Annotated in this window: 17 protein-coding genes; 1 reads left to right on the top strand and 16 read right to left on the bottom strand. The window is 63.6% G+C overall.

The window, feature by feature from the left end; translation table 11 throughout:
- Positions 1–28: 28 nt before the first annotated feature.
- From IFT44_RS12165 to IFT44_RS12140, 6 genes are all read right to left on the bottom strand, one after another.
- Positions 29–661 carry a sarcosine oxidase subunit gamma gene (locus IFT44_RS12165; protein ID WP_185794945.1) on the bottom strand — a complete coding sequence of 211 codons (633 nt, stop codon included), beginning with the start codon at positions 659–661 and terminating at the stop codon, positions 29–31.
- 155 nt (positions 662–816) lie between these two features.
- Positions 817–3,834, bottom strand: coding sequence for a sarcosine oxidase subunit alpha (locus IFT44_RS12160; RefSeq protein WP_122480433.1), 3,018 nt, complete (start codon positions 3,832–3,834; stop codon positions 817–819).
- Positions 3,831–4,157, bottom strand: coding sequence for a sarcosine oxidase subunit delta (locus tag IFT44_RS12155; RefSeq protein ID WP_122480434.1), 327 nt, complete (start codon positions 4,155–4,157; stop codon positions 3,831–3,833). Before IFT44_RS12155 ends, IFT44_RS12160 begins: the two co-directional genes overlap by 4 nt.
- Positions 4,158–4,171: 14 nt before the next feature.
- Positions 4,172–5,422, bottom strand: coding sequence for a sarcosine oxidase subunit beta family protein (locus IFT44_RS12150; protein WP_192055818.1), 1,251 nt, complete (start codon positions 5,420–5,422; stop codon positions 4,172–4,174).
- Positions 5,423–5,438: 16 nt separating this feature from the next.
- Positions 5,439–6,692: a serine hydroxymethyltransferase gene (gene glyA, locus IFT44_RS12145; RefSeq protein ID WP_122480436.1), complete on the bottom strand. Its 1,254-nt coding sequence runs from the start codon at positions 6,690–6,692 to the stop codon at positions 5,439–5,441.
- Positions 6,693–6,853: 161 nt separating this feature from the next.
- Positions 6,854–7,564, bottom strand: coding sequence for a TraX family protein (locus IFT44_RS12140; RefSeq protein WP_192175958.1), 711 nt, complete (start codon positions 7,562–7,564; stop codon positions 6,854–6,856).
- Between the two features lie 211 nt (positions 7,565–7,775).
- Here IFT44_RS12140 and IFT44_RS12135 point away from each other — a divergent pair, with 211 nt between their 5' ends.
- Positions 7,776–8,816 (top strand): threonine aldolase family protein, encoded by a 1,041-nt coding sequence (locus tag IFT44_RS12135; protein ID WP_122480438.1) that lies wholly within the window; start codon positions 7,776–7,778, stop codon positions 8,814–8,816.
- A 177-nt stretch (positions 8,817–8,993) separates the two neighbouring features.
- Here IFT44_RS12135 and IFT44_RS12130 read toward each other — a convergent pair whose 3' ends face one another.
- From IFT44_RS12130 to IFT44_RS12085, 10 genes are all read right to left on the bottom strand, one after another.
- Complete coding sequence (locus IFT44_RS12130; protein ID WP_043191325.1) at positions 8,994–10,412, bottom strand: FAD-dependent oxidoreductase; 1,419 nt, start codon at positions 10,410–10,412, stop codon at positions 8,994–8,996.
- Between the two features lie 33 nt (positions 10,413–10,445).
- Positions 10,446–14,894, bottom strand: a complete 4,449-nt coding sequence (gltB, locus tag IFT44_RS12125) for a glutamate synthase large subunit (RefSeq protein WP_185794942.1) — start codon at positions 14,892–14,894, stop codon at positions 10,446–10,448.
- A gap of 394 nt (positions 14,895–15,288) precedes the next feature.
- Positions 15,289–16,863, bottom strand: a complete 1,575-nt coding sequence (locus tag IFT44_RS12120; protein ID WP_192175957.1) for an SPOR domain-containing protein — start codon at positions 16,861–16,863, stop codon at positions 15,289–15,291.
- Between the two features lie 70 nt (positions 16,864–16,933).
- The gene (gene aroB, locus IFT44_RS12115; protein ID WP_192175956.1) at positions 16,934–18,037 is read right to left on the bottom strand and encodes a 3-dehydroquinate synthase; all 1,104 of its coding nucleotides are present in this window, start codon (positions 18,035–18,037) and stop codon (positions 16,934–16,936) included.
- A gap of 83 nt (positions 18,038–18,120) precedes the next feature.
- The gene (aroK, locus tag IFT44_RS12110) at positions 18,121–18,639 is read right to left on the bottom strand and encodes a shikimate kinase AroK (protein ID WP_043191342.1); all 519 of its coding nucleotides are present in this window, start codon (positions 18,637–18,639) and stop codon (positions 18,121–18,123) included.
- Positions 18,640–18,643: 4 nt separating this feature from the next.
- On the bottom strand, positions 18,644–20,746 hold the full coding sequence (gene pilQ, locus IFT44_RS12105) for a type IV pilus secretin PilQ (RefSeq protein ID WP_192175955.1): 2,103 nt from the start codon (positions 20,744–20,746) through the stop codon (positions 18,644–18,646).
- A gap of 36 nt (positions 20,747–20,782) precedes the next feature.
- The gene (gene pilP, locus IFT44_RS12100) at positions 20,783–21,310 is read right to left on the bottom strand and encodes a type 4a pilus biogenesis lipoprotein PilP (RefSeq protein ID WP_122480443.1); all 528 of its coding nucleotides are present in this window, start codon (positions 21,308–21,310) and stop codon (positions 20,783–20,785) included.
- Positions 21,307–21,966: a type 4a pilus biogenesis protein PilO gene (pilO, locus tag IFT44_RS12095; protein WP_122480444.1), complete on the bottom strand. Its 660-nt coding sequence runs from the start codon at positions 21,964–21,966 to the stop codon at positions 21,307–21,309. The genes pilP and pilO overlap by 4 nt, the downstream gene beginning before the upstream one ends.
- Positions 21,963–22,532 carry a PilN domain-containing protein gene (locus tag IFT44_RS12090; RefSeq protein WP_122480445.1) on the bottom strand — a complete coding sequence of 190 codons (570 nt, stop codon included), beginning with the start codon at positions 22,530–22,532 and terminating at the stop codon, positions 21,963–21,965. Before IFT44_RS12090 ends, pilO begins: the two co-directional genes overlap by 4 nt.
- A complete protein-coding gene (locus IFT44_RS12085) occupies positions 22,533–23,597 on the bottom strand; it encodes a pilus assembly protein PilM (RefSeq protein ID WP_122480446.1) in 1,065 nt (354 codons plus the stop codon).
- Positions 23,598–23,674: the final 77 nt, after the last annotated feature.

The raw sequence follows: 23,674 nt of genomic DNA, 5'->3' as shown, positions 1-23,674 counted from the left end.
CCCACAGGGCTGTGCAATCCCTGCACTGTCAGGCCTGGATGCTCAGCCCATACTCGGCCGAGGCATCCTGCAACCACAGCCACCAGTAATCGGCGAAGCTGCGGCGGATCAACAGCTCCCAGGTGTCCTCTTCGGTGCGGCGGATCACCAGCTGAGACTTGGCGAACACCGTACCCACCGCCTTGCCTACCGGAAAATTGTTCGGGTGCACATCGTAGCTCGTGGACTTCATCAGCACGTCGCGCACATTCGGCCCGCTCAGTTCGATCAGCGACTGGCCGCCGCTGACGTTGACCACCGCGACATGCAGCCCGGCCAGCGCTTCGCGCAGGCGTTGCTCGGTGGCCAGTTCCTCGCCACCGGGAACGATCAGCAGCCACTCGTCCGGGCCCAGCCACTGCAGCGACGTGTCGCCGCTGCTGACCAGGCTCAAGGCGCCGGGCAATTCCAGGCCGGTTGCCTTGTGCACGGCGCCGGCAAAGATCGGGTCATGGCCGTCGCCGCGCAGGGTCAGGTGACCCAGCAGCTTTTTCTCGCGCAGGGTCACACCGGCGCCCTGGCGACCCTTGCCCACCAGGCTGGCGAGGTCGGCATGGTGGAGCGGGTCTTCGGCCTTGGCGCCCGAAGCGGGGCGTTGCTGGTATACGTTGACTGTGGTCATTTTGCTGCACCTGTCAGTGAATGCTGTTCAAGCCTGGAAGAAGGTGGTGAGCTCCCGCAGGAGCGGTCATCGGCCGCGAAGGGCTTGCTGCGGTAGGCCTGGCACGCCGCAGCGTGCCTTTCGCGGCCACTGGCCGCTCCTACAGGCGCCTTGTGCTAGATGTTCTGCCGCTCGCCCTTCGGATCGAAGAACACCGAGGAGACGATTTCGGCTTCGATCACGCTGCCATCGGCCTGCGGCGAGAACACCCGTTCGCCCATGCGCTTGAGACCGCCCTTGACCACACCCATCGCGAACGAATAACCCAGCGAGTTGCTGGCATAGCTCGACGTTACGTGGCCGACCATGCTCATGGGGATCGCCTGCTTGGGGTCGAACACCAGCTGGGCACCCTCGGGCAACCACTTGTTCGGATCGACCGGCTTGAGGCCGACCAGTTGTTTGCGCTCGTGGCGCACGGTGTCTTCGCGGTTCATGCCGCGCCAGCCGATCCACGAGAAGGGCTTGGTCCGCCCGACACACCAGCCCATGTTCAGGTCGTCGGGGGTCATTGACCCGTCGGTGTCCTGGCCGACGATGATGAAGCCCTTCTCGGCACGCAGCACGTGCATGGTTTCTGTGCCGTAGGGGGTCAGGTTGTACTGCTTGCCGGCCTCGATGATCTTCTCCAGCACGCCCATGGCGTAGTCGGCCTGGACGTTGACCTCGTACGACAGCTCGCCGGTGAAGGAGATGCGGAACACGCGCGCCGGCACACCCCCCACCTGCCCTTCTTTCCAGGTCATGAAGCCGAAAGCGTCCTTGTCCAGGTCGATGTCGGTCACTTCACTGAGCAGCTTGCGGCTGTTGGGGCCGGACAGGGTCAGGGTCGCCCAATGGTCGGTGACCGAAGTGAAGTAGACCTTCAGGTCTGGCCATTCGGTCTGCTGGTAGATTTCCAGCCATTGCAGGACCCGCGCGGCACCGCCGGTGGTGGTGGTCATCAGGAAGTGGTTGTCGGCCAGACAGGCGGTGACACCGTCGTCGAAGACCATCCCGTCTTCCTTGCACATCAGGCCGTAGCGTGCCTTGCCCACGTCCAGCTTGGTCCAGGCGTTGGTGTAGATGCGGTTGAGGAATTCGCGGGCGTCCGGGCCCTGGATGTCGATCTTGCCCAGGGTCGAGGCGTCCAGCAGACCGACGCTGTCGCGCACTGCCTTGCACTCGCGGGCGACGGCAGCATGGATGTCCTCGCCACGCTTGGGGAAGTACCAGGGGCGCTTCCATTGGCCGACGTCTTCGAACTCGGCACCGTTCTTCACATGCCAGGCATGCAGCGCGGTGAAACGCACCGGCTCGAACAGGTGGCCACAGTGACGCCCGGCCACCGCACCGAAGGTGATCGGCGTGTAATTGGGGCGGAACATGGTCGTGCCCATTTCCGGAATGGTGACGTTCAGCGAACGGGCGGCGATAGCCAGGCCGTTGACGTTGCCCAGCTTGCCCTGGTCGGTGCCGAAGCCCAGCGCGGTGTAGCGCTTGACGTGCTCGACCGACTCGAAACCCTCGCGGGTAGCCAGTTCGATGGCGGCCGCAGTGACGTCGTTCTGCAGGTCGACGAATTGCTTCGGCGCGCGCGCCGTGTCTTTGTCGTGGGGCACCTGGAACAGCGCCAGGGTCGGCTCTTCGACGCGGGTCAAGACATTGGGCAAGGTGCCTTCGACGACGCCGAAGCCTGTTTCCGAGGCCGCTCGGGCACCGCCTTCGAAACCGTCGGCCATGGCATCGGCCAAGGCATACACGCCGTTCACGCCGCCGACGCACAGGCGTTTCTGCGGTGCTTCGCCCGGCACGAAGCCGAGGATGTCCTCACGCCAGACGGGCTTGCCGCCCAGGTGCGAGGCCAGATGCACCACCGGGCTGTAACCGCCCGAGCTGCCGACCAGGTCGCAATCGAGCCATTCGCCGGGGCTGACTACCCTGTGCGCCTTGACGTCGATGGCAGCGACGCGGGCAGCGGTGACATGCTTGCTGCCGCGAGCTTCGATCACCGCGCTCGCGGTGAGGATGCGAATACCCTTGGCCCGTGCTTCCTCGACCAGCGCGCCGCGCGGGTTGTGGCGGGCATCGGCCACGGCGACCACCTTGAGGCCGGCGTCGTGCCAGTCCAGGGCTACGCGGTAGGCGTGGTCGTTGTTGGTCGACAGCACCAGTTTCTTGCCCGGTGCCACGCCGTAGCGACGTACATAGGTAGAGATGGCGCCGGCCAGCATGTTACCCGGCACGTCGTTGTTGCCGTACACCAGGGGCCGCTCGTGGGTACCGGTTGCCAGCACCACGCGCCCGGCGCGAACCCGGTGCATGCGTTGGCGGACCTGGCCCATCGGCGCACGGTCGCCAAGGTGATCGGTGAGGCGCTGGTGAATGGTCAGGAAATTATGGTCGTGGTAGCCGTTGACCGTGGCGCGGGGCAACAGCACCACTTCAGGCATGCCTGCAAGCTCGCTGATCACTGCGGCGACCCATTCGCCGGCAGGCTTGCCATCGAGGCTTTCACGGGTGTCGAGCAGCGAGCCGCCGAACTCTTCCTGCTCGTCGGCCAGGATCACCCGGGCGCCACTGCGTGCGGCGGCCAGGGCAGCGGCAAGGCCGGCAGGGCCGGCGCCGACCACCAGCACGTCGCAGGTGCGGCTCATGTAGTCGTAGGAATCCGGGTCCACTTCGGTCGGCGAACGACCCAGGCCGGCAGCCTTGCGGATGTACTTCTCGTAGGTCATCCAGAAGGACTGCGGGTACATGAAGGTCTTGTAGTAGAACCCCGGCGGCATCAGCTTGCCGCCGACCTTGCCGAGGATACCCATCATGTCGGTATTGACGTTCGGCCAGCCGTTGGTGCTGGTGGCAACCAGGCCCTGGTACAGCGCCTGCTGGGTCGCCCGCACGTTGGGGATCTGAGTGGCTTCGGTGGCGCCGATCTGCAGCACCGCGTTGGGCTCCTCGGCACCGGCTGCGACGATGCCGCGCGGACGCGAATACTTGAAGCTGCGGCCGATCACGTCGACGCCATTGGCCAGCAGGGCCGAGGCCAGGGTGTCGCCTTCATAGCCGATGTAGGTCGTGCCATTGAAGGTGAAGGTCAGCTTCTTGCTGCGCTCCAGACGTCCGCCGGTGGAGAGGCGATTGACCTGGCTCATGGCTTGTCTCCCGAGGCGATCTGCGGCGCCTCATCAATGGTCTTTTCGACGAACTGCGGCTGGCTGCCGATGCGATAGGTTTCCAGGATCTCGTAGGTCACCGTGTTGCGGGTCGCATTGAAATACTGGCGGCAACCGGCGGCATGGATCCACAGCTCGTGCTGCAGGCCGCGCGGGTTGTTGCGGAAGAACATGTACTCGCCCCATTGCGCGTCGGTGCACGCACCCGGGTCGAGCGGGCGGGCAATGTGCGCCTGGCCCGAGCAGTGGAATTCTTCTTCGCTGCGCAGCTCGCCACAGTGTGGACAGAAGATGTTGAGCATGGTGGTTTCTCCTGTCAGTGGGCGACGGCGGCGGCGCCGTGTTCGTCGATCAACGCGCCGTTGTGGAAGCGCTCGATGGAAAACGGCTTGGCCAGCGGGTGCATCTCGCCCGTGGCCAGGCTGGCCGCGAACACATGGCCCGAGCCCGGCGTGGCCTTGAAGCCACCGGTGCCCCAGCCGCAATTGAAGAACATGTTCGGCACCGGGGTCTTGGAGATGATCGGGCAGGCGTCCGGCGTGGTGTCGACGATGCCGCCCCACTGGCGGTTCATGCGCACCCGCGAGAGCACCGGGAACATCTCGACGATGGCCTGCAGGGTGTGTTCGATGATCGGGTACGAACCGCGCTGGCCGTAGCCGACCCAGCTGTCGATACCGGCACCGATCACCAGGTCGCCCTTGTCCGACTGGCTGATGTAACCATGGACGGCGTTGGACATGATCACGCTGTCGATGATGGGCTTGATCGGCTCGGACACCAGCGCCTGCAGCGGATGGGATTCGACCGGCAGGCGGAAACCGGCCAGCTTGGCCATGTGCCCGGAGTTGCCGGCGGTAACCACACCGACGCGCTTGGCACCGATGAAACCCTTGTTGGTTTCGACACCGATGCACACGCCGTTTTCCTTGCGAAAGCCGGTCACTTCGGTCTGCTGGATCAGGTCCACGCCCAGGGCATCGGCGGCGCGGGCATAGCCCCAGGCCACGGCGTCGTGACGGGCCACGCCGCCACGGCGCTGGACGGTGGCGCCGATGATCGGGTAACGGGTGTTCCTGGTGCAGTCCAGGTAGGGGATCTCTTCGGCCACCTGCTTGTTGTTCAACAGCTCGCCGTCCACGCCGTTGAGGCGGTTGGCGCTGACGCGGCGTTCGGAGTCGCGCATGTCCTGCAGGGTGTGGCACAGGTTGTACACCCCGCGCTGGGAAAACATCACGTTGTAGTTGATGTCCTGTGACAAGCCTTCCCACAGTTTCATGGCATGTTCGTACAGGTGGGCCGACTCATCCCACAGGTAGTTGGAGCGCACGATGGTGGTGTTGCGCGCGGTATTGCCGCCACCCAGCCAGCCCTTCTCGACCACGGCCACATTGGTGATGCCGTGGACCTTGGCCAGGTAATAGGCGGTCGCCAGGCCGTGCCCGCCGCCGCCGACGATGACGACGTCGTAGACCTTCTTGGGGGTCGGTGTGCGCCACATGCGCTGCCAGTTTTCGTGGTGGCTGAGCGAGTGCTTGAAAAGGCCGAAGCCAGAATAACGTTGCATGGTGTTCACTCCACTCTCAGCGGTAGACCGGGAAGTCGCTGCACAGGGCCGTCACGTGACGGGCCACGTTGGCCTCGACGTCGGCATCGCCCAAATTGTCGAGGATGTCGCAGATCCAGCCGGCCAGATCAAGGCACTGAGCCACTTTGAAACCACGGCTGGTGACCGCTGGGGTACCGATGCGCAGGCCCGAGGTCACGAACGGTGACTGCGGGTCATTCGGCACGGCGTTCTTGTTCACGGTGATGTGCGCACGGCCCAGGGCGGCGTCGGCGTCTTTGCCGGTGAGGCCCTGGCGAATCAGGCTGACCAGGAACAGGTGGTTGTCGGTACCGCCGGAAACCACGTCGAAGCCACGCTCGATGAACACGCCGGCCATGGCCTGGGCGTTGTCGATGACCTGCTGCTGGTAGGTCTTGAACTCGGGCTCCAGCGCTTCCTTGAAGCACACCGCCTTGGCAGCGATCACATGCATCAGCGGGCCGCCCTGGCCGCCGGGGAATACCGCGGCGTTGAATTTCTTTTCCAGGGCTTCGTTGGCACGGGCCAGGATCAGCCCGCCACGCGGACCGCGCAGGGTCTTGTGGGTGGTGGTGGTGACCACGTCGGCGAACGGGATCGGGTTGGGGTACAGGCCAGCGGCAACCAGCCCGGCAACGTGGGCCATGTCGACGAACAGGTAGGCTCCGACCTTGTCGGCGATTTCACGGAAGCGAGGGAAGTCGAGGGTCTTGGAGTAGGCCGAAAAGCCCGCAATGATCATCTTCGGCTGGTGCTCGACCGCCAGGCGCTCGACTTCGTCGTAGTCGATCAGGCCGGTGTCTGTGTCGATGCCGTACTGCACGGCGTTGTAGAGCTTGCCGGAGAAGCTGACCTTGGCACCGTGGGTCAGGTGACCGCCATGGGCCAGGCTCATGCCCAAGACCGTATCGCCGGCCTGCAACAGTGCCAGGTAGACCGCGGCGTTGGCCTGGGAACCCGAGTGCGGCTGGACGTTGGCATAGTCGGCACCGAACAGTTGCTTGGCGCGATCGATGGCCAGTTGCTCGACCTTGTCCACGTGCTCGCAGCCACCGTAGTAGCGCTTGCCCGGATAGCCTTCGGCGTACTTGTTGGTGAGGCCGCTGCCCTGGGCTTCCATCACGCGCTTGCTGGTGTAGTTTTCCGAGGCGATCAGTTCGATGTGGTCTTCCTGACGCTGGTCCTCGGCGTTCATGGCAGCCAGCAGGACGTCGTCATAACCTTGGATCTGATCTTGTTTGCTGAACATCGCGGTCTCCCCAGCGGCGGCGTGGCGCCTGGCATGTTGGACGAAGGCGACCGGCAACGGCTGCCCCCTTTGATTGCGATGGTAGGGCCGGCGCGATCCGACCAAATGCCTGCGCGCGCCTTGCAGAGGTTCGTTTACGACATGGCGCGATCAGGCCAGCGTCAGAGTGTCCGCAACAGCAGGCGCAGGCCCAGCAGGGCGAGGAAATGCAGGGGGTAGATGGCGTACGCCCAACGGCGCATGGGGACAACTGCCTGGTGTATCCCGACGCGCAGCACCAGCAGGCCCAGCCCTGGTGCCAGCAGACAGGCAACGATGCCGCCGATTGCCGGCCAGTAGAAGTGCCGCGCGGATTCGAACAGGTTGGCCCAGGCGTTGGCGGCCAGGCACAGCACGCCCAGGGGCAACGCCCAGTACAGCGGGCGCTGCCAGGCCAGGACAAACCCCAATGGCAGCAACACGCCCGCCAGACCGAACATCAGCTGGTGGTCGAACAACGCCGCCACGGCACCCACCGCGCAGCCAAGTGCGGCCATGGCGGGTTGTCGACGTTGCTGCCAGGCCTTGGCCACGATCAAGCCCAGAGCGAGGGTGGGCAGCACGTTGAGAGTGTCGGCCGGGTAGACGAACAGGCGGTAGGGAATTTCAGACAGAGCGGCGAAGCTCAGCAACCAGGCCAGGTAGCGGCCGCCCAGGGGAGCCTCAGGGCGGCGCGTCAGGTTGGCGGCAATCGCCAGGCAGAACCAGGGGAAAGCCAGGCGGCCCGGCACGTAGAGGAAGTCCAGCGACCAGCCGACATAGCGCAGGTGGTCGAGGACCATGCACAGCATGGCCAGCCATTTGAGCAGATCCAGTGCATGATTTCGGGTCATCCGAGAAAAAGCTCCAGTTTTTGGGTTGTCATACCGGCCTCTTCGCGGCGACAGACCGCTTCCACGCGAGCCTCACACAGCGCAGGAGCTGTCCGCATGGACGACACGTTTCCCGTAGGAGCGGCCAGTGGCCGCGAAGAGGCCCGCCTAGACGACACATCTTTCACAGTTGGTTTACAGTGCCCCCATACCTAACACCAAGGACCCGCCCATGAACGACCAAACCCAACAGTTCGCCAGCGACAATTATTCGGGCATCTGCTCCGAGGCCTGGGCGGCCATGGAGCAGGCCAACCAGGGCCATCAGCGCGCCTATGGCGACGATCAATGGACCGCACGCGCCGCCGATGAATTCCGCCGCCTGTTCGAAACCGACTGCGAAGTGTTTTTCGCCTTCAACGGCACTGCGGCCAACTCCCTGGCCCTGTCGTCGCTGTGCCAGAGCTACCACAGCGTCATCTGCTCGGAAACCGCGCACGTCGAAACCGATGAGTGCGGTGCTCCGGAATTCTTCTCCAACGGTTCCAAACTGCTGACAGCGCGCACCGAGCTGGGCAAGCTGACCCCTCAGGCCATTCGCGAAGTCGCGCTCAAGCGCCAGGACATCCACTACCCCAAGCCTCGCGTGGTCACCCTGACCCAGGCCACCGAAGTCGGCAGCGTGTACCGCCCCGAAGAACTCAAGGCCATCAGCGCCACCTGCAAGGAACTGAACCTGAACCTGCACATGGACGGCGCGCGCTTTGCCAACGCCTGTGCGTTTCTGGGCTGTACACCGGCCGAGCTGACCTGGAAAGCGGGAGTGGATGTGTTGTGCTTCGGCGGCACCAAGAACGGCATGGCCGTTGGCGAGGCCATTCTGTTCTTCAACCACCGGCTGGCCGAAGATTTCGACTATCGCTGCAAGCAGGCGGGGCAGCTGGCGTCGAAGATGCGTTTCCTGTCGGCGCCTTGGGTGGGGTTGCTGGAGAACGATGCCTGGCTCAAGCATGCCGGACACGCCAACCATTGCGCGCAACTGCTCAAAGCGTTGGTCGAGGGTATACCGGGGGTGGAGTTGATGTTTCCAGTAGAGGCCAACGGGGTGTTTCTGCAGATGCCGGAACCGGCCCTGGAAGCCCTGCGCGCCAAGGGCTGGCGCTTCTACACCTTCATCGGCAGCGGCGGCGCTCGCTTCATGTGCTCATGGGACACCGAGGAAGCCCGCGTGCGCGAGCTGGCCCGCGACATTCAGGCCGTAATGGCCGCCTGAGCACCGGGTCGTCCCGTTCGCGGCCACGGACCGCTCCTACATCTCGCTCATGCCACCGCAGTTCCACCGTAGGAGCGGTCATCGGCCGCGAAGGGTGCGCCGCGGTATGGCTGAACACCCCGCGGTGCGCTTTTCGCGGCCGATGACCGCTCCTAGCTCACCACCGCCCAGCCTGACTCAGACTTCCAGGTAATCCAGGATCCCTTCGGCGGCGTTGCGGCCTTCGAAGATGGCGGTTACCACCAGGTCCGAACCGCGGACCATGTCGCCGCCGGCGAAGATCTTCGGGTTGCTGGTCTGGTGCTTGAACTGACCTTGCTCCGGCGCCACCACGCGGCCCTGGCTGTCGGTCTGGATGCTGTGGTCCTGGAACCACGCCGCCGGGCTTGGGCGGAAACCGAAAGCGATGACCACGGCATCGGCCGGGATGATCTCCTCGGAACCCGGAATCGGCTCGGGGCTGCGACGGCCACGGGCATCGGGTTCGCCCAGACGGGTTTCGACCACCTTCACCCCTTCGACCTTGTCTTCACCGACGATGGCGATCGGCTGGCGGTTGTAGAGGAATCTGACCCCCTCTTCCTTGGCGTTCTTCACCTCTTTGCGCGAGCCCGGCATGTTCGCCTCGTCACGCCGATAGGCACAGGTCACCGCCTTGGCACCCTGGCGAATGGAGGTACGGTTGCAGTCCATGGCCGTATCGCCACCGCCCAGTACCACGACCTTCTTGCCCTTCATGTCGACGAAATCTTCCGGCGACTTTTCGAAACCCAGGTTGCGGTTGACGTTGGCGATCAGGAAATCCAGGGCATCGTGCACGCCAGGCAGGTCTTCACCGGGGAAGCCGCCCTTCATGTAGGTGTAGGTGCCCATGCCCATGAACACCGCATCGTATTCTTCCAGCAACTGCTCGACACTGATGTCCTTGCCCACCTCGGTGTTCAGGCGGAATTCGATGCCCATGCCGGTGAAGACTTCGCGTCGATTGCTCAACACGCTCTTCTCCAGCTTGAACTCGGGGATACCGAAGGTCAGCAGACCGCCGATTTCCGGGTTCTTGTCGAACACCACCGGAGTCACGCCACCGCGCACCAGCACATCGGCGCAGCCCAGACCGGCCGGGCCGGCGCCGATGATGGCGACGCGCTTGCCGGTCGGCTTGACCTTGGACATGTCCGGGCGCCAGCCCATGGCAAACGCGGTGTCGGTGATGTACTTCTCCACCGAACCGATGGTCACCGCGCCGAAGCCGTCATTGAGGGTGCAGGCACCCTCGCACAGACGATCCTGCGGGCACACCCGGCCGCACACTTCAGGCAGGGTGTTGGTCTGGTGCGACAGCTCGGCGGCGGCGAGGATGTTGCCCTCGGCCACCAGTTTCAACCAGTTGGGAATGAAGTTGTGCACCGGGCACTTCCACTCGCAGTACGGGTTGCCACAGCCCAGGCAGCGGTGGGCCTGGTCGGCCGACTGCGCGGGTTTGAAGGGCTCGTAGATCTCCACGAACTCTTTCTTGCGTTGACGCAACAGTTTCTTCTTCGGATCTTTGCGCCCGACCTCGATGAACTGGAAGTCATTACTCAGACGTTCAGCCATTGTTAAAACCTCATCAAACTGTTCAGGCGCATATCACTGCGGGTTGGCACGGGTGCTGGACAGCAGCGATTTCAGGTTGGCGGCCTTGGGCTTGACCAACCAGAAGCGACGCAGATAGTCGTCCAGGTTTTCCCAAAGGTTGCGGCCCCATTCGCTGTCGGTTTCGGCGACGTATTCGGCCAGCACGCGCTCCAGGTGAGTACGGTAGGCCTCCATGGCTTCGCCACTGATGCGCTGGATTTCCACCAGCTCGTGGTTGACCCGGTCGACGAAGCTGTTGTCCTGGTCGAGCACGTAGGCGAAACCGCCGGTCATGCCCGAGCCGAAGTTGTAGCCGGTCTTGCCGAGCACGCAGACGAAACCGCCGGTCATGTATTCGCAGCAGTGATCACCCGTGCCTTCCACGACCGTGTGGGCACCGGAGTTGCGCACCGCGAAACGCTCGCCTGCGGTACCGGCGGCGAACAGCTTGCCACCGGTGGCGCCGTACAGACAGGTATTGCCGATGATGGCACTGTCCTGGGTCTTGAACGGGCTGCCCTTGGGCGGCACGATCACCAGCTTGCCAGCGGTCATGCCCTTGCCGACGTAGTCGTTGGCATCACCCTCCAGGTACATGTTCAAGCCACCGGCATTCCAGACGCCGAAGCTCTGGCCCGCAGTGCCCTTGAAACGGAAGGTCAGCGGATTGGCGTTCATGCCCTGGTTGCCATGCAGCTTGGCGATTTCCCCGGAGATGCGCGCGCCGATGGAGCGGTCGCAGTTGCAGATGTCCATCGCGTATTCGCCACCGGTCTTGCCCTGAATCGCCGGCAAGGCCATTTCCACCATCTTCTCGGCCAGCAGGCCCTTGTCGAACGGCGGGTTGCGCTCCACCTGGCAGAACTGCGGCTTGTCGGCTGGAATATGGTCGCTGCCCAACAAAGGGGTCAGGTCCAGGTGCTGCTGCTTGGCGGTTTCACCCGGCAGCATTTCCAGCAGATCGGTGCGCCCGATCAGCTCGCCCAGGCTGCGCACGCCCAGCTTGGCCAGCCACTCGCGGGTTTCCTCGGCCACGTAGGTGAAGAAGTTGATCACCATGTCGACCGTGCCGATGTAGTGATCCTTGCGCAGCTTCTCGTTCTGCGTGGCCACGCCGGTGGCGCAGTTGTTCAGGTGGCAGATGCGCAGGTATTTGCAGCCCAGGGCAATCATTGGCGCGGTGCCGAAGCCGAAGCTCTCGGCACCCAGGATCGCCGCCTTGATCACGTCCAGGCCGGTCTTCAGGCCGCCGTCGGTCTGTACCCGCACCTTGCCGCGCAGGTCGTTGCCGCGCAGGGTCTGGTGGGTTTCGGCCAGGCCCAGTTCCCACGGTGCACCGGCATACTTGATCGAGCTCAGCGGCGATGCACCGGTGCCACCGTCGTAGCCGGAAATGGTGATCAGGTCGGCATAGGCCTTGGCCACGCCGGCGGCGATGGTGCCCACACCTGCCTCGGCCACCAGTTTGACCGACACCAGCGCGGCCGGGTTGACCTGCTTGAGGTCGAAGATCAGCTGCGACAAGTCCTCGATGGAGTAGATGTCGTGGTGCGGCGGCGGCGAGATCAGCGTCACGCCAGGCACGGCATAGCGCAGCTTGGCGATCAGGCCGTTGACCTTGCCGCCGGGCAGCTGGCCGCCCTCGCCGGGCTTGGCGCCCTGGGCCACCTTGATCTGCAGCACTTCGGCGTTGACCAGGTATTCGGGAGTGACACCGAAGCGGCCGGTTGCGATCTGCTTGATCTTCGAACTGCGCACGGTGCCGTAGCGCGAAGGGTCTTCGCCGCCTTCACCGGAGTTGGAACGCGCACCCAGGCGGTTCATTGCCTCGGCCAGCGCTTCGTGGGCTTCGGGCGACAATGCACCCAGGGAAATGCCCGCCGAGTCGAAACGCTTGAGAATCGCTTCCAGCGGTTCGATCTGGTCCATGCCCAGCGGCTCGTCGAGCGTCTTGACCTTGAGCAGGTCGCGGATCATCGACACCGGACGGTTGTCGACGATCGCGGTGTATTCCTTGAACTTGCTGTAGTCGCCCTGCTGCACGGCGGCCTGCAGGGTGTTGACCACGTCCGGGTTGTAGGCGTGGTACTCGCCGCCGTACACGAACTTCAGCAGACCGCCTTGCTGGATCGGCTTGCGCGGGCTCCAGGCCTCGGCGGCAAGGGCTTTCTGCTCGGCTTCCAGGTCGACGAAGCGCGCGCCCTTGATGCGACTCGGCACACCACGGAAGCTCAGCTCGCAGACTTCCTCGGACAGACCGATGGCCTCGAACAGCTGGGCGCCGCGGTACGACGCCACGGTGGAGATGCCCATCTTCGAGAGAATCTTGAGCAAACCCTTGGTGATGCCCTTGCGGTAGTTCTTGAACACCTCGTAGAGGTCGCCCAACACTTCACCGGTACGGATCAGGTCGCCCAGCACTTCATAGGCCAGGAACGGATAGACCGCCGAAGCGCCAAAGCCGATCAGCACGGCGAAGTGATGCGGATCGCGGGCGGTAGCGGTTTCCACGAGGATGTTGCTGTCGCAGCGCAGGCCCTTCTCGGTCAGGCGATGGTGCACCGCACCGGTGGCCAGCGACGCATGCACCGGCAGCTTGCCCGCAGCGATGTTGCGGTCACTGAGCACCAGCAAGGTACGTCCGGCGCGCACCGCTTCTTCGGCCTGATCGGCGATGTTGCGCACGGCGGCTTCAAGGCCCATGGCTTCATCGTAGTTCAGTTCGATGACCTGCCGATCGAAGCCCGGCCGATCCAGGTTCATCAGCGAGCGCCACTTGGCGGGCGAGATGACCGGCGAGCTGAGGATCACCCGCGAAGCATGCTCCGGGGATTCCTGGAAGATGTTGCGCTCGGCACCCAGGCAGATTTCCAGGGACATCACGATCGCTTCGCGCAGCGGGTCGATCGGCGGGTTGGTCACCTGCGCGAACTGCTGGCGGAAATAGTCGTAAGGCGTGCGCACGCGACGCGACAGCACGGCCATCGGCGTGTCGTCGCCCATCGAACCCACGGCTTCCTGGCCTTGTTCACCCAGTGGGCGCAACACCTGGTCGCGCTCTTCGAAGGTCACCTGGTACATCTTCATGTACTGCTTGAGCTGGTCGCTGCTGTAGAAGGCCGAACCGTGGTCGTTGTCTTCCATGGTCGACTGGATACGCAGCGCACTCTTGCGCAGCCACTGCTTGTAAGGGTGGCGCGACTTCAGGCGGTTGTCGATGTCATCGGTGTGCAGCACCTGGCCGGTTTCGGTGTCGACGGCCAGGATCTGGCCCGGGCCCACACGCCCCTTGGCGATGACGTCCTCGGGCTGGTAGTTCCACACGCCGATTTCCGAGGCCAGGGTGATGTAGCCATTCTTGGTGGTGACCCAGCGCGCCGGACGCAGGCCGTTGCGGTCGAGCAGGCACACGGCATGGCGGCCGTCGGTCATGACCACGCCGGCCGGCCCATCCCAGGGCTCCATGTGCATCGAGTTGTATTCGTAGAACGCCCGCAGGTCCGGGTCCATGGTCTCGACGTTCTGCCAGGCCGGCGGAATCAGCATGCGCACGCCACGGAACAGATCGATACCACCGGTGACCATCAGTTCGAGCATGTTGTCCATGCTCGAAGAGTCGGAACCCACGCGGTTGACCAGCGGGCCGAGCTCTTCCAAATCCGGGATCAGATCGTTGGCGAACTTGGCGCGACGGGCCAGCGCCCAGTTGCGGTTGCCGGTGATGGTGTTGATCTCGCCGTTGTGGGCGAGAAAGCGGAATGGCTGGGCCAGCGGCCATTTCGGCAGGGTATTGGTGGAGAAGCGCTGGTGGAACACGCAGATGGCGGTCTGCAGGCGCTCGTCGGACAGGTCTGGATAGAAGGCCGTGAGGTCGGCCGGCATCATCAGGCCTTTGTAGATGATGGTCTTGTGCGAAAAACTGCAGATGTAGTGATCGGTGTCGGCGGCATTGGCCACGGAGGACCGGCGGCGGGCACTGAACAACTTGATCGCGAACTGCTGGTCGCTCAGGCCTTCGCCCCCGACGAACACTTGCTGGATTTTTGGCAGGCGCTCGAGGGCCAGGCGGCCGAGCACGCTGGTGTCGATGGGCACGTCGCGCCAGCCGACCAACTGCAGGCCGGCAGCCTCGATTTCGCGGTTCATGTTTTCGCGGGCCGCTTGGGCGCGTACCGGGTCTTGATTGAAGAAGACCATGCCCACGGCATATTGCTTGGGCAGTTCGTTGCCGAAGTGCTGTTGGGCGATGGCACGCAGAAACAGGTCGGGCTTCTGGATCAGCAAGCCGCACCCGTCGCCGGTCTTGCCATCGGCGTTGATCCCACCGCGGTGGGTCATGCAGGTCAGGGCCTCGATGGCCGTTTGCAACAGGTTATGGCTGGGCTCACCCGACATATGGGCAATCAGGCCAAAACCGCAGTTATCCTTGAATTCATCCGGACGATACAGACCTGTTTTCATAGACACATTCTCACCAGGCTGCCTCTTGTTCGAGGCAATTTCTTTTCGATTCAACTAGTTACCACACGCGCCGAACGTTCGCCGGCTTTGCGGGGGCAAAAGGGAGGTCATTGTACACAGCGCTACGGGTGGTCACAAATTCAGCGACGAAATCAATAACTCATTTGTCGCAAATGTGAACGTTTCCAGCAGGCTATTGTGATAGCGACTTGAGCTGGATTCTGAATCCCGCAGCCTGACAGTGCAAGCCCGCATGCCTGCAGAGCCCGTGCTTGAGCCTTTCAGAGCAAACCAGGGGACAGGGACGGCGAAGCCTGCCTCGCAGTGCGGGGCAGGCTCGGGATTCAGATAACGCCGGAGGGTGGGGCGGCGGGGATAGGGTGCCGCCCGACAATCAGCGAGCTGTCGCGAGGTCCTGTTGGACGCTGGCGACAGTGCGTGGCCAAGGTTTACCAGCCTGGACCTTGGCTGGCAAGTTCTTGATGGCGGCAACGGCGGCATCACGGCTGGCGAAACTGCCATAGGTGATCACGTAGAGCGGTTTGCCTTGCAGGGTTTTCTTGAAGTAGCGGAACTCGCCACCCTGTTCCTTGACGTAGGCCTGCGCAGCGCCTTCGTTGCTGGTCCCCAGAATCTGCACCACATAATTGCTTGGCGACTGCCCGGCATACCAGCTGCCGCCGGCGGCAGCTTTGCCGGCCGCTGCAGGGGCCGCCGGAGCTGGCTTGGCCGCCACGGTGGGCGCAGGCGCAGGCTTGACGGCTGTGGTCGGCGCAGATTTGGTGGTTGCTGCCGGAGCTGTCTGACGCGCAGGCGCTGGGCTCGGCGCGACCGCTGCAGGCGAACCTGCAGGCACACCGGCTGGCGGTGCGATGGTGGTCACGGTAGGCGGCTGCGGCGACGTATTCACCGCGTCGCCCGTCTCTTCTCCGTCGCCCATGCCGGTGGACTCGGCCAGCGGGCCACGCATGACCGGCTGCTGTCCATTCATCGGCAACGACTGGGAGCTGCCATTGAATTCGACCGATGGATTGCCGTTGTTGGACTGAGCTGCACTTGGCTGCCCCTGCCCCATTGGCAACTGGGCCTGTTCTGTCGTGCTCGGTGCCTTGCCGTCGCGGCTGGGGATCAGCCAGGCGGCAGCCACAGCGACGACGACAACGGCGGAAATCGCCAATACGTGTTTCTTAGGCATCTTAAACCCCATAGCAGGACGCTTCACCGACGAGCGGCTAGCGATCATGGCCTCGATCAGCGCGTCACGAGCAACCTGGTTGATGGCTCCTGGCCAACCATCCGAGTTCTCGTGAATGTCGGCGATCTGATCATTGGTGAGCAACTGGATTCCCTTACCGGCACCCTCCAGACGCAGGGCCAGGTATTCGCGGGTTTCCTCGAGGCTGTACGGTTGCAGCTCGATCACGTGGAACAATTCCTGCCCGGCGCTGAACTGCTCCAGGCCCGCGATCAATGAAGGCTCGCCGAACAGGAACACATGTGGGCGCCCGTCCGCGGTGCCCGCCGCCAACGCCAGCAGGGCTTCGAGTGCGGATTCGTCGAGTTGTTCCGCGTCGTCCACCAGCAGGTAGACTTCCTGCCCGGTCAGCCCCAGCTGGACGATCTGCGCCAGCAGGGCCGGCACTTCCAGAGTATTGAGGTTGAGCGATTGGGCGACCTGGGTCAGCACGCTGGCGGCATCGCCGGCCCCGCGCGCCGACACCACGATGCTTTGCACCGACTGCTTGTTGGTACTGGCGACCAGGGCCTGGCGCAGCAGGGTCTTGCCACTGCCATGGGGGCCGGTAACCACCAGCAACAGCTGGCTATAGCGCGCCAGATGGTGCAATTGGCCCAGTACCGGCTTGCGCTGGGCCGGGAAGAATTTGAAGCCAGGCACCCTTGCGGCGAAGGGGTCATGATCCAATTGGTAGTGGCCGAGAAAGGCCTCATCGGCATGCAGACTTGTCATCGAACTCTCGTAGAACAAAGGTGGATCGTTGATGGGTTGCTGGAAACACGTCCTGCTGGAACAGGCTCCACTAGGCTTCCAGCCCGGCGACGATGGCGCGGTAATCCGCTTCCAGGGTCGCCTGAAGCACATCGTGCGGGTAGTCGGCGGTGATCACTGCTTCGCCGATGCTGCGCAGCAGCACCAGGCGCAGACTGCCATCCAGCACTTTCTTGTCGATTGCCATGTGCTCGAGGAAATCGGTCGGCGTCATTTCCGCCGGCGGCACCACCGGCAGGCCGGCGCGCTGCAGCAGACGAATGCCGCGATCCCGCTCGGCCTGGGTGATCCAGCCAAGGCGCATGGACATCTCCAGCGCCATCACCGTACCGGCCCCCACGGCCTCACCGTGAAGCCACACACCATACCCCATATGGGTCTCGATGGCGTGGCCGAAAGTATGCCCCAGGTTCAGCGTGGCGCGCACACCGGACTCGCGTTCGTCCGCACCCACCACTCGTGCCTTGGCCTCGCAGGAACGGGCAATGGCCAGCGTGAGGGCCGGCTGATCGAGCGCCCGGAGGGCATCGACGTTATCTTCCAGCCAGCCCAGGAACGGTTCGTCGCAGATGAATCCGTACTTGATCACCTCCGCCAGCCCCGCCGACAGCTCGCGCGGCGGCAAGGTGGCCAGGGTGGTGGTGTCGATCACCACCGCCTGCGGCTGATAGAACGCACCGACCATGTTCTTGCCCAGCGGATGGTTGATGCCGGTCTTGCCGCCCACCGACGAGTCGACCTGGGACAGCAGCGTGGTCGGCACCTGGATGAAATCGACACCGCGCTGGTAGCAGGCAGCAGCGAACCCGGCCATGTCACCAATGACACCGCCGCCCAAGGCAATGACCGTAACGCGCCGATCCAGCCGTGCCGTGAGCATGGCATCGAAAATGGTCTGCAGGGTTTCCCAGTTCTTGAACGCTTCGCCGTCCGGAAGCACCACGGGCACCACCGAATAGGCGCCCAGGGTCTGGGTCAGGCGATCCAGATAGAGCGGCGCCACCGTGGCGTTGGAGATGACCGCCACCTTTCGCCCGGCAATGTGCGGGGCCAGCAGCCCAGCCTGATCTAGCAGCCCTTCGCCAATGTAGATCGGATAGCTGCGTTCGCCGAGGTCAACCTTGAGTGTCTGCATGTGTCCCCACTATTGTTCTGTGAATCGAATGCCGTCAAACGGCGCCCTGCGCCGGTAGCGGATGGCCGCGCGTACGGCCGCCTTCAGCGCGGCGGCAGGCGTTGCAGGCGTTCGAGGATATCGAGGACCACCATGCGCGGTGGGCGCTCGTCGGTCTGCACCACCAGGTCGGCGATCTCGCGGTACAGCGGATCGCGGATTGCCAGCAGGGCCCGCAGCGTGGCCTCCGGGTTGGCGGTGCGCAATAGAGGCCGATTGCGATCGCGTGCCGTGCGACCGACTTGCTGTTCGACCGAGGCGTGCAGGTAGACCACGCGCCCGCCGGCGTGCAGCGCCTGGCGGTTTTCATCACGCATGACCGCGCCACCGCCGGTGGCCAGCACCAGGCCGTCGAATTCGCACAGCTCGGCCAGCATGGCCTGCTCGCGGTCGCGAAAGCCGGCCTCGCCTTCCTGATCGAAGATCCACGGGATATTCGCTCCGGTACGGGTCTCGATTTCCTTGTCGGAATCCTTGAACGGCAACCGAAGCTCTTTGGCCAGCAAACGGCCAATGGTGCTCTTGCCTGCACCCATTGGCCCAACAAGTATCAAATTTCGCACAGAATCAACGACTCACAGCAATCGCCTGGTTATTCATGATACGCGGTGTCAAGAATACCAGCAGCTCGGATTTGGCTTCCGACACGACATCCCGACGGAAAAGGCGCCCAACATACGGCACGTCGCCCAAAAAGGGCACCTTGTCCACGGTTTTACTTTGCGTGTTGGAGAAAACCCCACCGATGACGATGGTCTCGCCGTCGTTGACCAGCACCTTGGCGTTGACCTCGTTCTTGCTGATCGGCGGTACACCCAGCACCGCGTTCAGGTAGTCGGGCTCATCCTTGGTGACCTTCACTTCCATGATGATACGGCTGTCCGGGGTGATCTGCGGCGTCACCTCGAGTGACAGCGAAGCCTCCTTGAACGACACCGTGGTGGCGCCGCTGGAGCTGGCCTCCTGGTAGGGCACCTCGGTGCCCTTGAGGATCTTCGCGGTTTCCTTGTCCGAGGTCACCACCTTGGGCTGGGAGACGATCTCGCCATTGCCGGTGCTTTCCATGGCACTGAGCTCGAGGTCCAGCAGAACGTTGTTGGTCACGAAGCCCAGGCCGATGCCGGAGGTTGCATCGGCGGCCCCCAGGTCGATGAAGGGCGTGTTGCTGCCGACGTCGGCGCCGGTGTTGCCGGCTTCGTCGCCATTGTTGTCCAGCCCGTAGGCCGTCCAGTTGTTCTTGCCCCTCAGGTTGGTCGAACCGCCCCAACGCACGCCCAGCGCCTTGTTGTAGCCGACGTTGGCTTCGACGATGCGCGCCTCGATCATCACCTGACGCACCGGAATATCCAGTTGGGTAACGATACGACGCAGTTCGTCGAGGCGATCCTGGGTCTGGTAGGCAATGATGTTGTTGGTGCGCTCGTCGACAGTGATCGAGCCACGCTCGGTCTCGACGTTCTCGCCGCGGGTCACCGACTGGAACAGCTTGGCGATGTCGGCAGCCTTGGCATAGTTGACCTGCATCAACTCGCGGCGCAGCGGCGCCAGCTCCTGAATCTGCCGCTGCGACTCCAGCTCCTGGCGCTCGCGGGCGGCAATCTCGTCGGCCGGGGCCACCAGCAGCACGTTGCCGACCTTGCGTTTGTCCAGGCCCTTGGTCTTGAGCACCAGGTCCAGCGCCTGATCCCAGGGAACGTTCTGCAGGCGCAGGGTGATGCCACCCTGCACCGTGTCACTGGCCACCAGGTTGAGGTTGGTGAAATCGGCGATCAGCTGTAGCACCGAACGCACGTCGATGTCCTGGAAGTTCAGCGAGAGCTTCTCGCCGGTATAGACATTGCGCTCGACATTGCGCCGCGCGACGTCCTCGTTGGTCAGCGGCCGCACACTCATGGTCAGGCGGTTTTCGGTCTGGTACGAGGAGTAGTCGAAGCTGCCGCTGGGCTCGATGGTCACGGTCGCGCCAGTGGCGCCGACCGAGGAGTTGACGAACTGCACCGGGGTCGCGAAATCCTTCACGTCCAAACGCACGCGCAACGGATCGGGCAGCTGGGTCTTGGCGAAAGTGAGCAGGATCTTGCCGCCCTGCTCCTGGATATCGGGGCTGATGGTCGGGTCGCTGAGGTCGATGATGACATTGCCCTCACCCAGCTCGCCGCGCTGGAAATCGACGTTGCGAATGGCCCGGCCGGCGGGCACTGCCGCGCGCGCAGGCGCAGGCACGGCTGCGGGTCGCGGGGCGGGCCGGGCTGCCGTCGGAGCCGGTATCGCCGTGCCCTGCAGGGCCGCGGCACCCTCGCCCACCAACACGAACAGGTCGTTGCCCTGCACGCGAGTGCTGTAGGGCGCGAGCTTTGTCAGGTTGACGATGATCCGTGTGCGGTCGGTGGCCTCGACCACCACCACACTGCGGGCATTGCCCACGCCCAGGTCGCGACTGCGGGCGCCCAGTTGACTGGTCACACCCGGCAGGTCGAGGGCGATCCGGGCCGGTTGCTCGGTGGTATAGCCGCGTGGCGCCGTGACCGGGCCGTCGAACGAAAGCTTGAGCTCGACGCGATCACCGGGCAGGGAGGCAACGTCGAGCGTCTTCAAGTTCGCGGCCATGACGATCGGTGAAAGCATCGCTATCCCTAGCGAAATACCGAAGGCTGAGAGAATCCTGTTCATTTTCGAGTTCCACTAGACATGCTTGACCCAAGCCCTTTACGAGCGCTCTTTGAGCGGGATGGTGCGAGGCCGCTCCAACCAACCACCATCCCCATCGGGAACGATTTCAACGACATCGACCTGGGCATCGCTGATGGCGATGATCCGCCCGTCGTTGCGACCCAGGTAATCGCCTACCTTCAGGCGGTGCACGCCACCGGCGCCGCGCATCAGGGCAAAGCGCCCACCGGCATTGCCCAGGGTGCCGACCATTTCGAAATCCTCGATGTTGAAACCCTCCAGGAATTGCTTGACCCGCGTCGTGTCGGGCTTGATGAGCCGGGAGCCCTTCTGCCTGTTCACCAGTTCGATCTTGATCGGTGGCTGGAACGGACTGCGCAACGACGCAGCCTCGTAACTGAACGCCTGATAGGGCGCAAAGCGCGGTATCGGTTCGATCTTGCCCTTGGGCCTGGCCTTGACCTCGGCCATGAATGCGTCGAGGTCGGCGAAATCGCCGTTGCCACCGCAACCTGCCAGCACCAGCATGCACGCGGCCAGGCCTGCAACGAATACTGCTTTCATTTCGCTTGCCCCTGTGTCGGTGCCGCGTCCGCGCCAGGCAGGCCTTGATCGTTGTAGCGGTAGGTCTTGGCCAGGATACTCATGCGCAGCTGGCTGTTGCTGGCCTTCGGATCCACGGGTTTCACTTCGAAATCGTGCAGGGTGACGATCCGTGGCAGGCTGGCCACGCCACTGACGAAGGTGGCCAGGTCGTGGTAGGTGCCGGTCACGCTGATCTGTATCGGCAGCTCGATATAAAACTGCTGGGTCACCTCAGGCAACAATTTTATTTCTTCGAACTCCAACCCCGAACCCAGACCGGTGCGCGTGATGTCCTCGAGCAGGCCCGGCACTTCGGTGTCGCTGGGCAACTGGCGCAGCATCGCGCCGAACGACGTTTCCATTTCCTGCATCTGCTCGGTGTAGGTTTCCAGGTTCGCCGCCTGGAAGGCCTTGGTGGAGAACTGCTCCTTGAGCGCAGTTTCCTGATCGGCCTGCTGCTGCAATTGCGCTTCGAGGTCCGAGATGTGGAAGTTGTAGCCCAGGCCGAGAATGAGCGCCATCAGCAACACGCCGGCAATCACCTTGACCGCAGTCGGCCACGAACCGATGTTGTTCAGGTCAAGCTCGCTGAGCTCGACCTTGCGCAGGCTGTCCATCCAGCTCGAAGGGTTCATTTGTCGTCCCCTTCGGCCTGGACCGGAGCGGTCTGGCGCACGGTCAGCTGGAAACTGTTGGCGCCGTTGACGTCGGCACTGGTGTTGGCCTTGACTTCGTTGAGGGCGGGCGCTTCCAGCCAGGGCGAAGCGTCGAGGTTGCGCAACAGGTCGGACACGCGGTTGTTGGTCTCGGCGGCGCCGGCAATGGCAATGCTCTTGTCGGTCATTTTCACGTCGGTGAAGTACACGCCGTCGGGCAGCGTGCGCGCCATCTGGTCGAAGATGCGCCCGATGATCGGGCGGTTGCCCTGCAGGTCCTGGATGGTTTTCATGCGCTCGAGCAATTGCTTGCGCCGCGCCTTGAGCTCACTGATCGACTTGATGCGCTGATCGAGCAGGACGATCTCGGACTGCAGGTGGGCATTACGCGCCGTCTGGGTGTCGATGGCATTGCCGATGAATCGGTCCGCCAGAAAAATGACCGCGATGGCGCCGACCAGCACGCCGGCCATGGCAATCAGGAATTGTCGCTTGCGCTCTTCTCGCAGCTGCTCGCGCCACGGCAGCAGGTTGATCCTTGCCATCTAGTCGAAGCTCCTCAGCGCCAGGCCACAGGCGATCATCAAGGCCGGTGCATCGCTGGCCAGCGCACCGGCATTGACCTTGCTGCTCAGGGCCATGTCGGCGAACGGGTTGGCCACCAGGGTCGGGGTGCCCAGGCGTTGCTGGATCAGTCGATCCAGGCCGGAAATCGAAGCAGTGCCACCGGCGAGCATGATGTAGTCGACATCGTTGAACTGGCCGGCGGCAAAGAAGAACTGCAGCGAGCGCGACACCTGCTGTACCACGGCATCCTTGAACGGTTGCAGCACTTCGGCCACATAGTCGTCGGGCAGCCCGCCCTGCTTCTTGGCCAGGCCGGCTTCCTCGTTGGAAAGGCCGTAGCGGCGCTGGATTTCCTCGGTCAGCTGGCGCCCACCGAACAACTGCTCGCGGGTATAGATGATGCGGCCGTTGTGCAGCACGCTGAGGGTGGTCATGGTCGCGCCGATGTCCACCACGGCCACGGTCAGGGCCTGGTTGCCACCGGCCAGCTGCGCGGTGAGCAGGCCAAAGGCACGCTCCAGCGCATACGCCTCGACATCCACCACCTTGGCGCTCAGCCCGGCCAGGGCCAGGGCAGCCTCGCGGACCTCGACGTTTTCCTTGCGGCAGGCAGCCAGCAATACCTCGACCCGCTCGGGGTTGCGCGCCGAATAGCCCTGCACTTCGAAGTCGATGGCGACTTCTTCGAGGGGGTAGGGAATGTACTGGTCGGCCTCGACCTTGAGCTGGGTTTCCAGCTCGTCGTCCGACAGGCCGGCGTCCATCTCGATGGTCTTGGTGATCACCGCCGAACCGGCCACGGCCACCGCGACGATGCGGGTACCGGTGCGCGCCTTGACCAGCACGCGGCTCAGGGCATGCCCGACGCCTTCGAGTTCGGCAATGTTCTTCTCGACCACGGCATTGGCCGGCAACGGTTCCACGGCATACGACTCGACCCGGAAACGGTTGCCCGTGCGGCTCAGCTCGAGCAATTTGACCGACGTGGAGCTGATGTCGATGCCCAATAGCGAATGTGCTTTCTTGCTGAAGAGTCCACGCACAACCGATTCCCTATTACTATCCGCGACTTACGGACCCTTTGTCGTACGAGGCATTTAATAGCAGTCTTGACAGAAGC

This window comes from Pseudomonas sp. CFBP 13710 (genome assembly GCF_014842235.1).
GTDB classification, from domain to species: domain Bacteria; phylum Pseudomonadota; class Gammaproteobacteria; order Pseudomonadales; family Pseudomonadaceae; genus Aquipseudomonas; species Aquipseudomonas baltica.
This window is presented reverse-complemented; position numbering and strand designations above follow the sequence as displayed.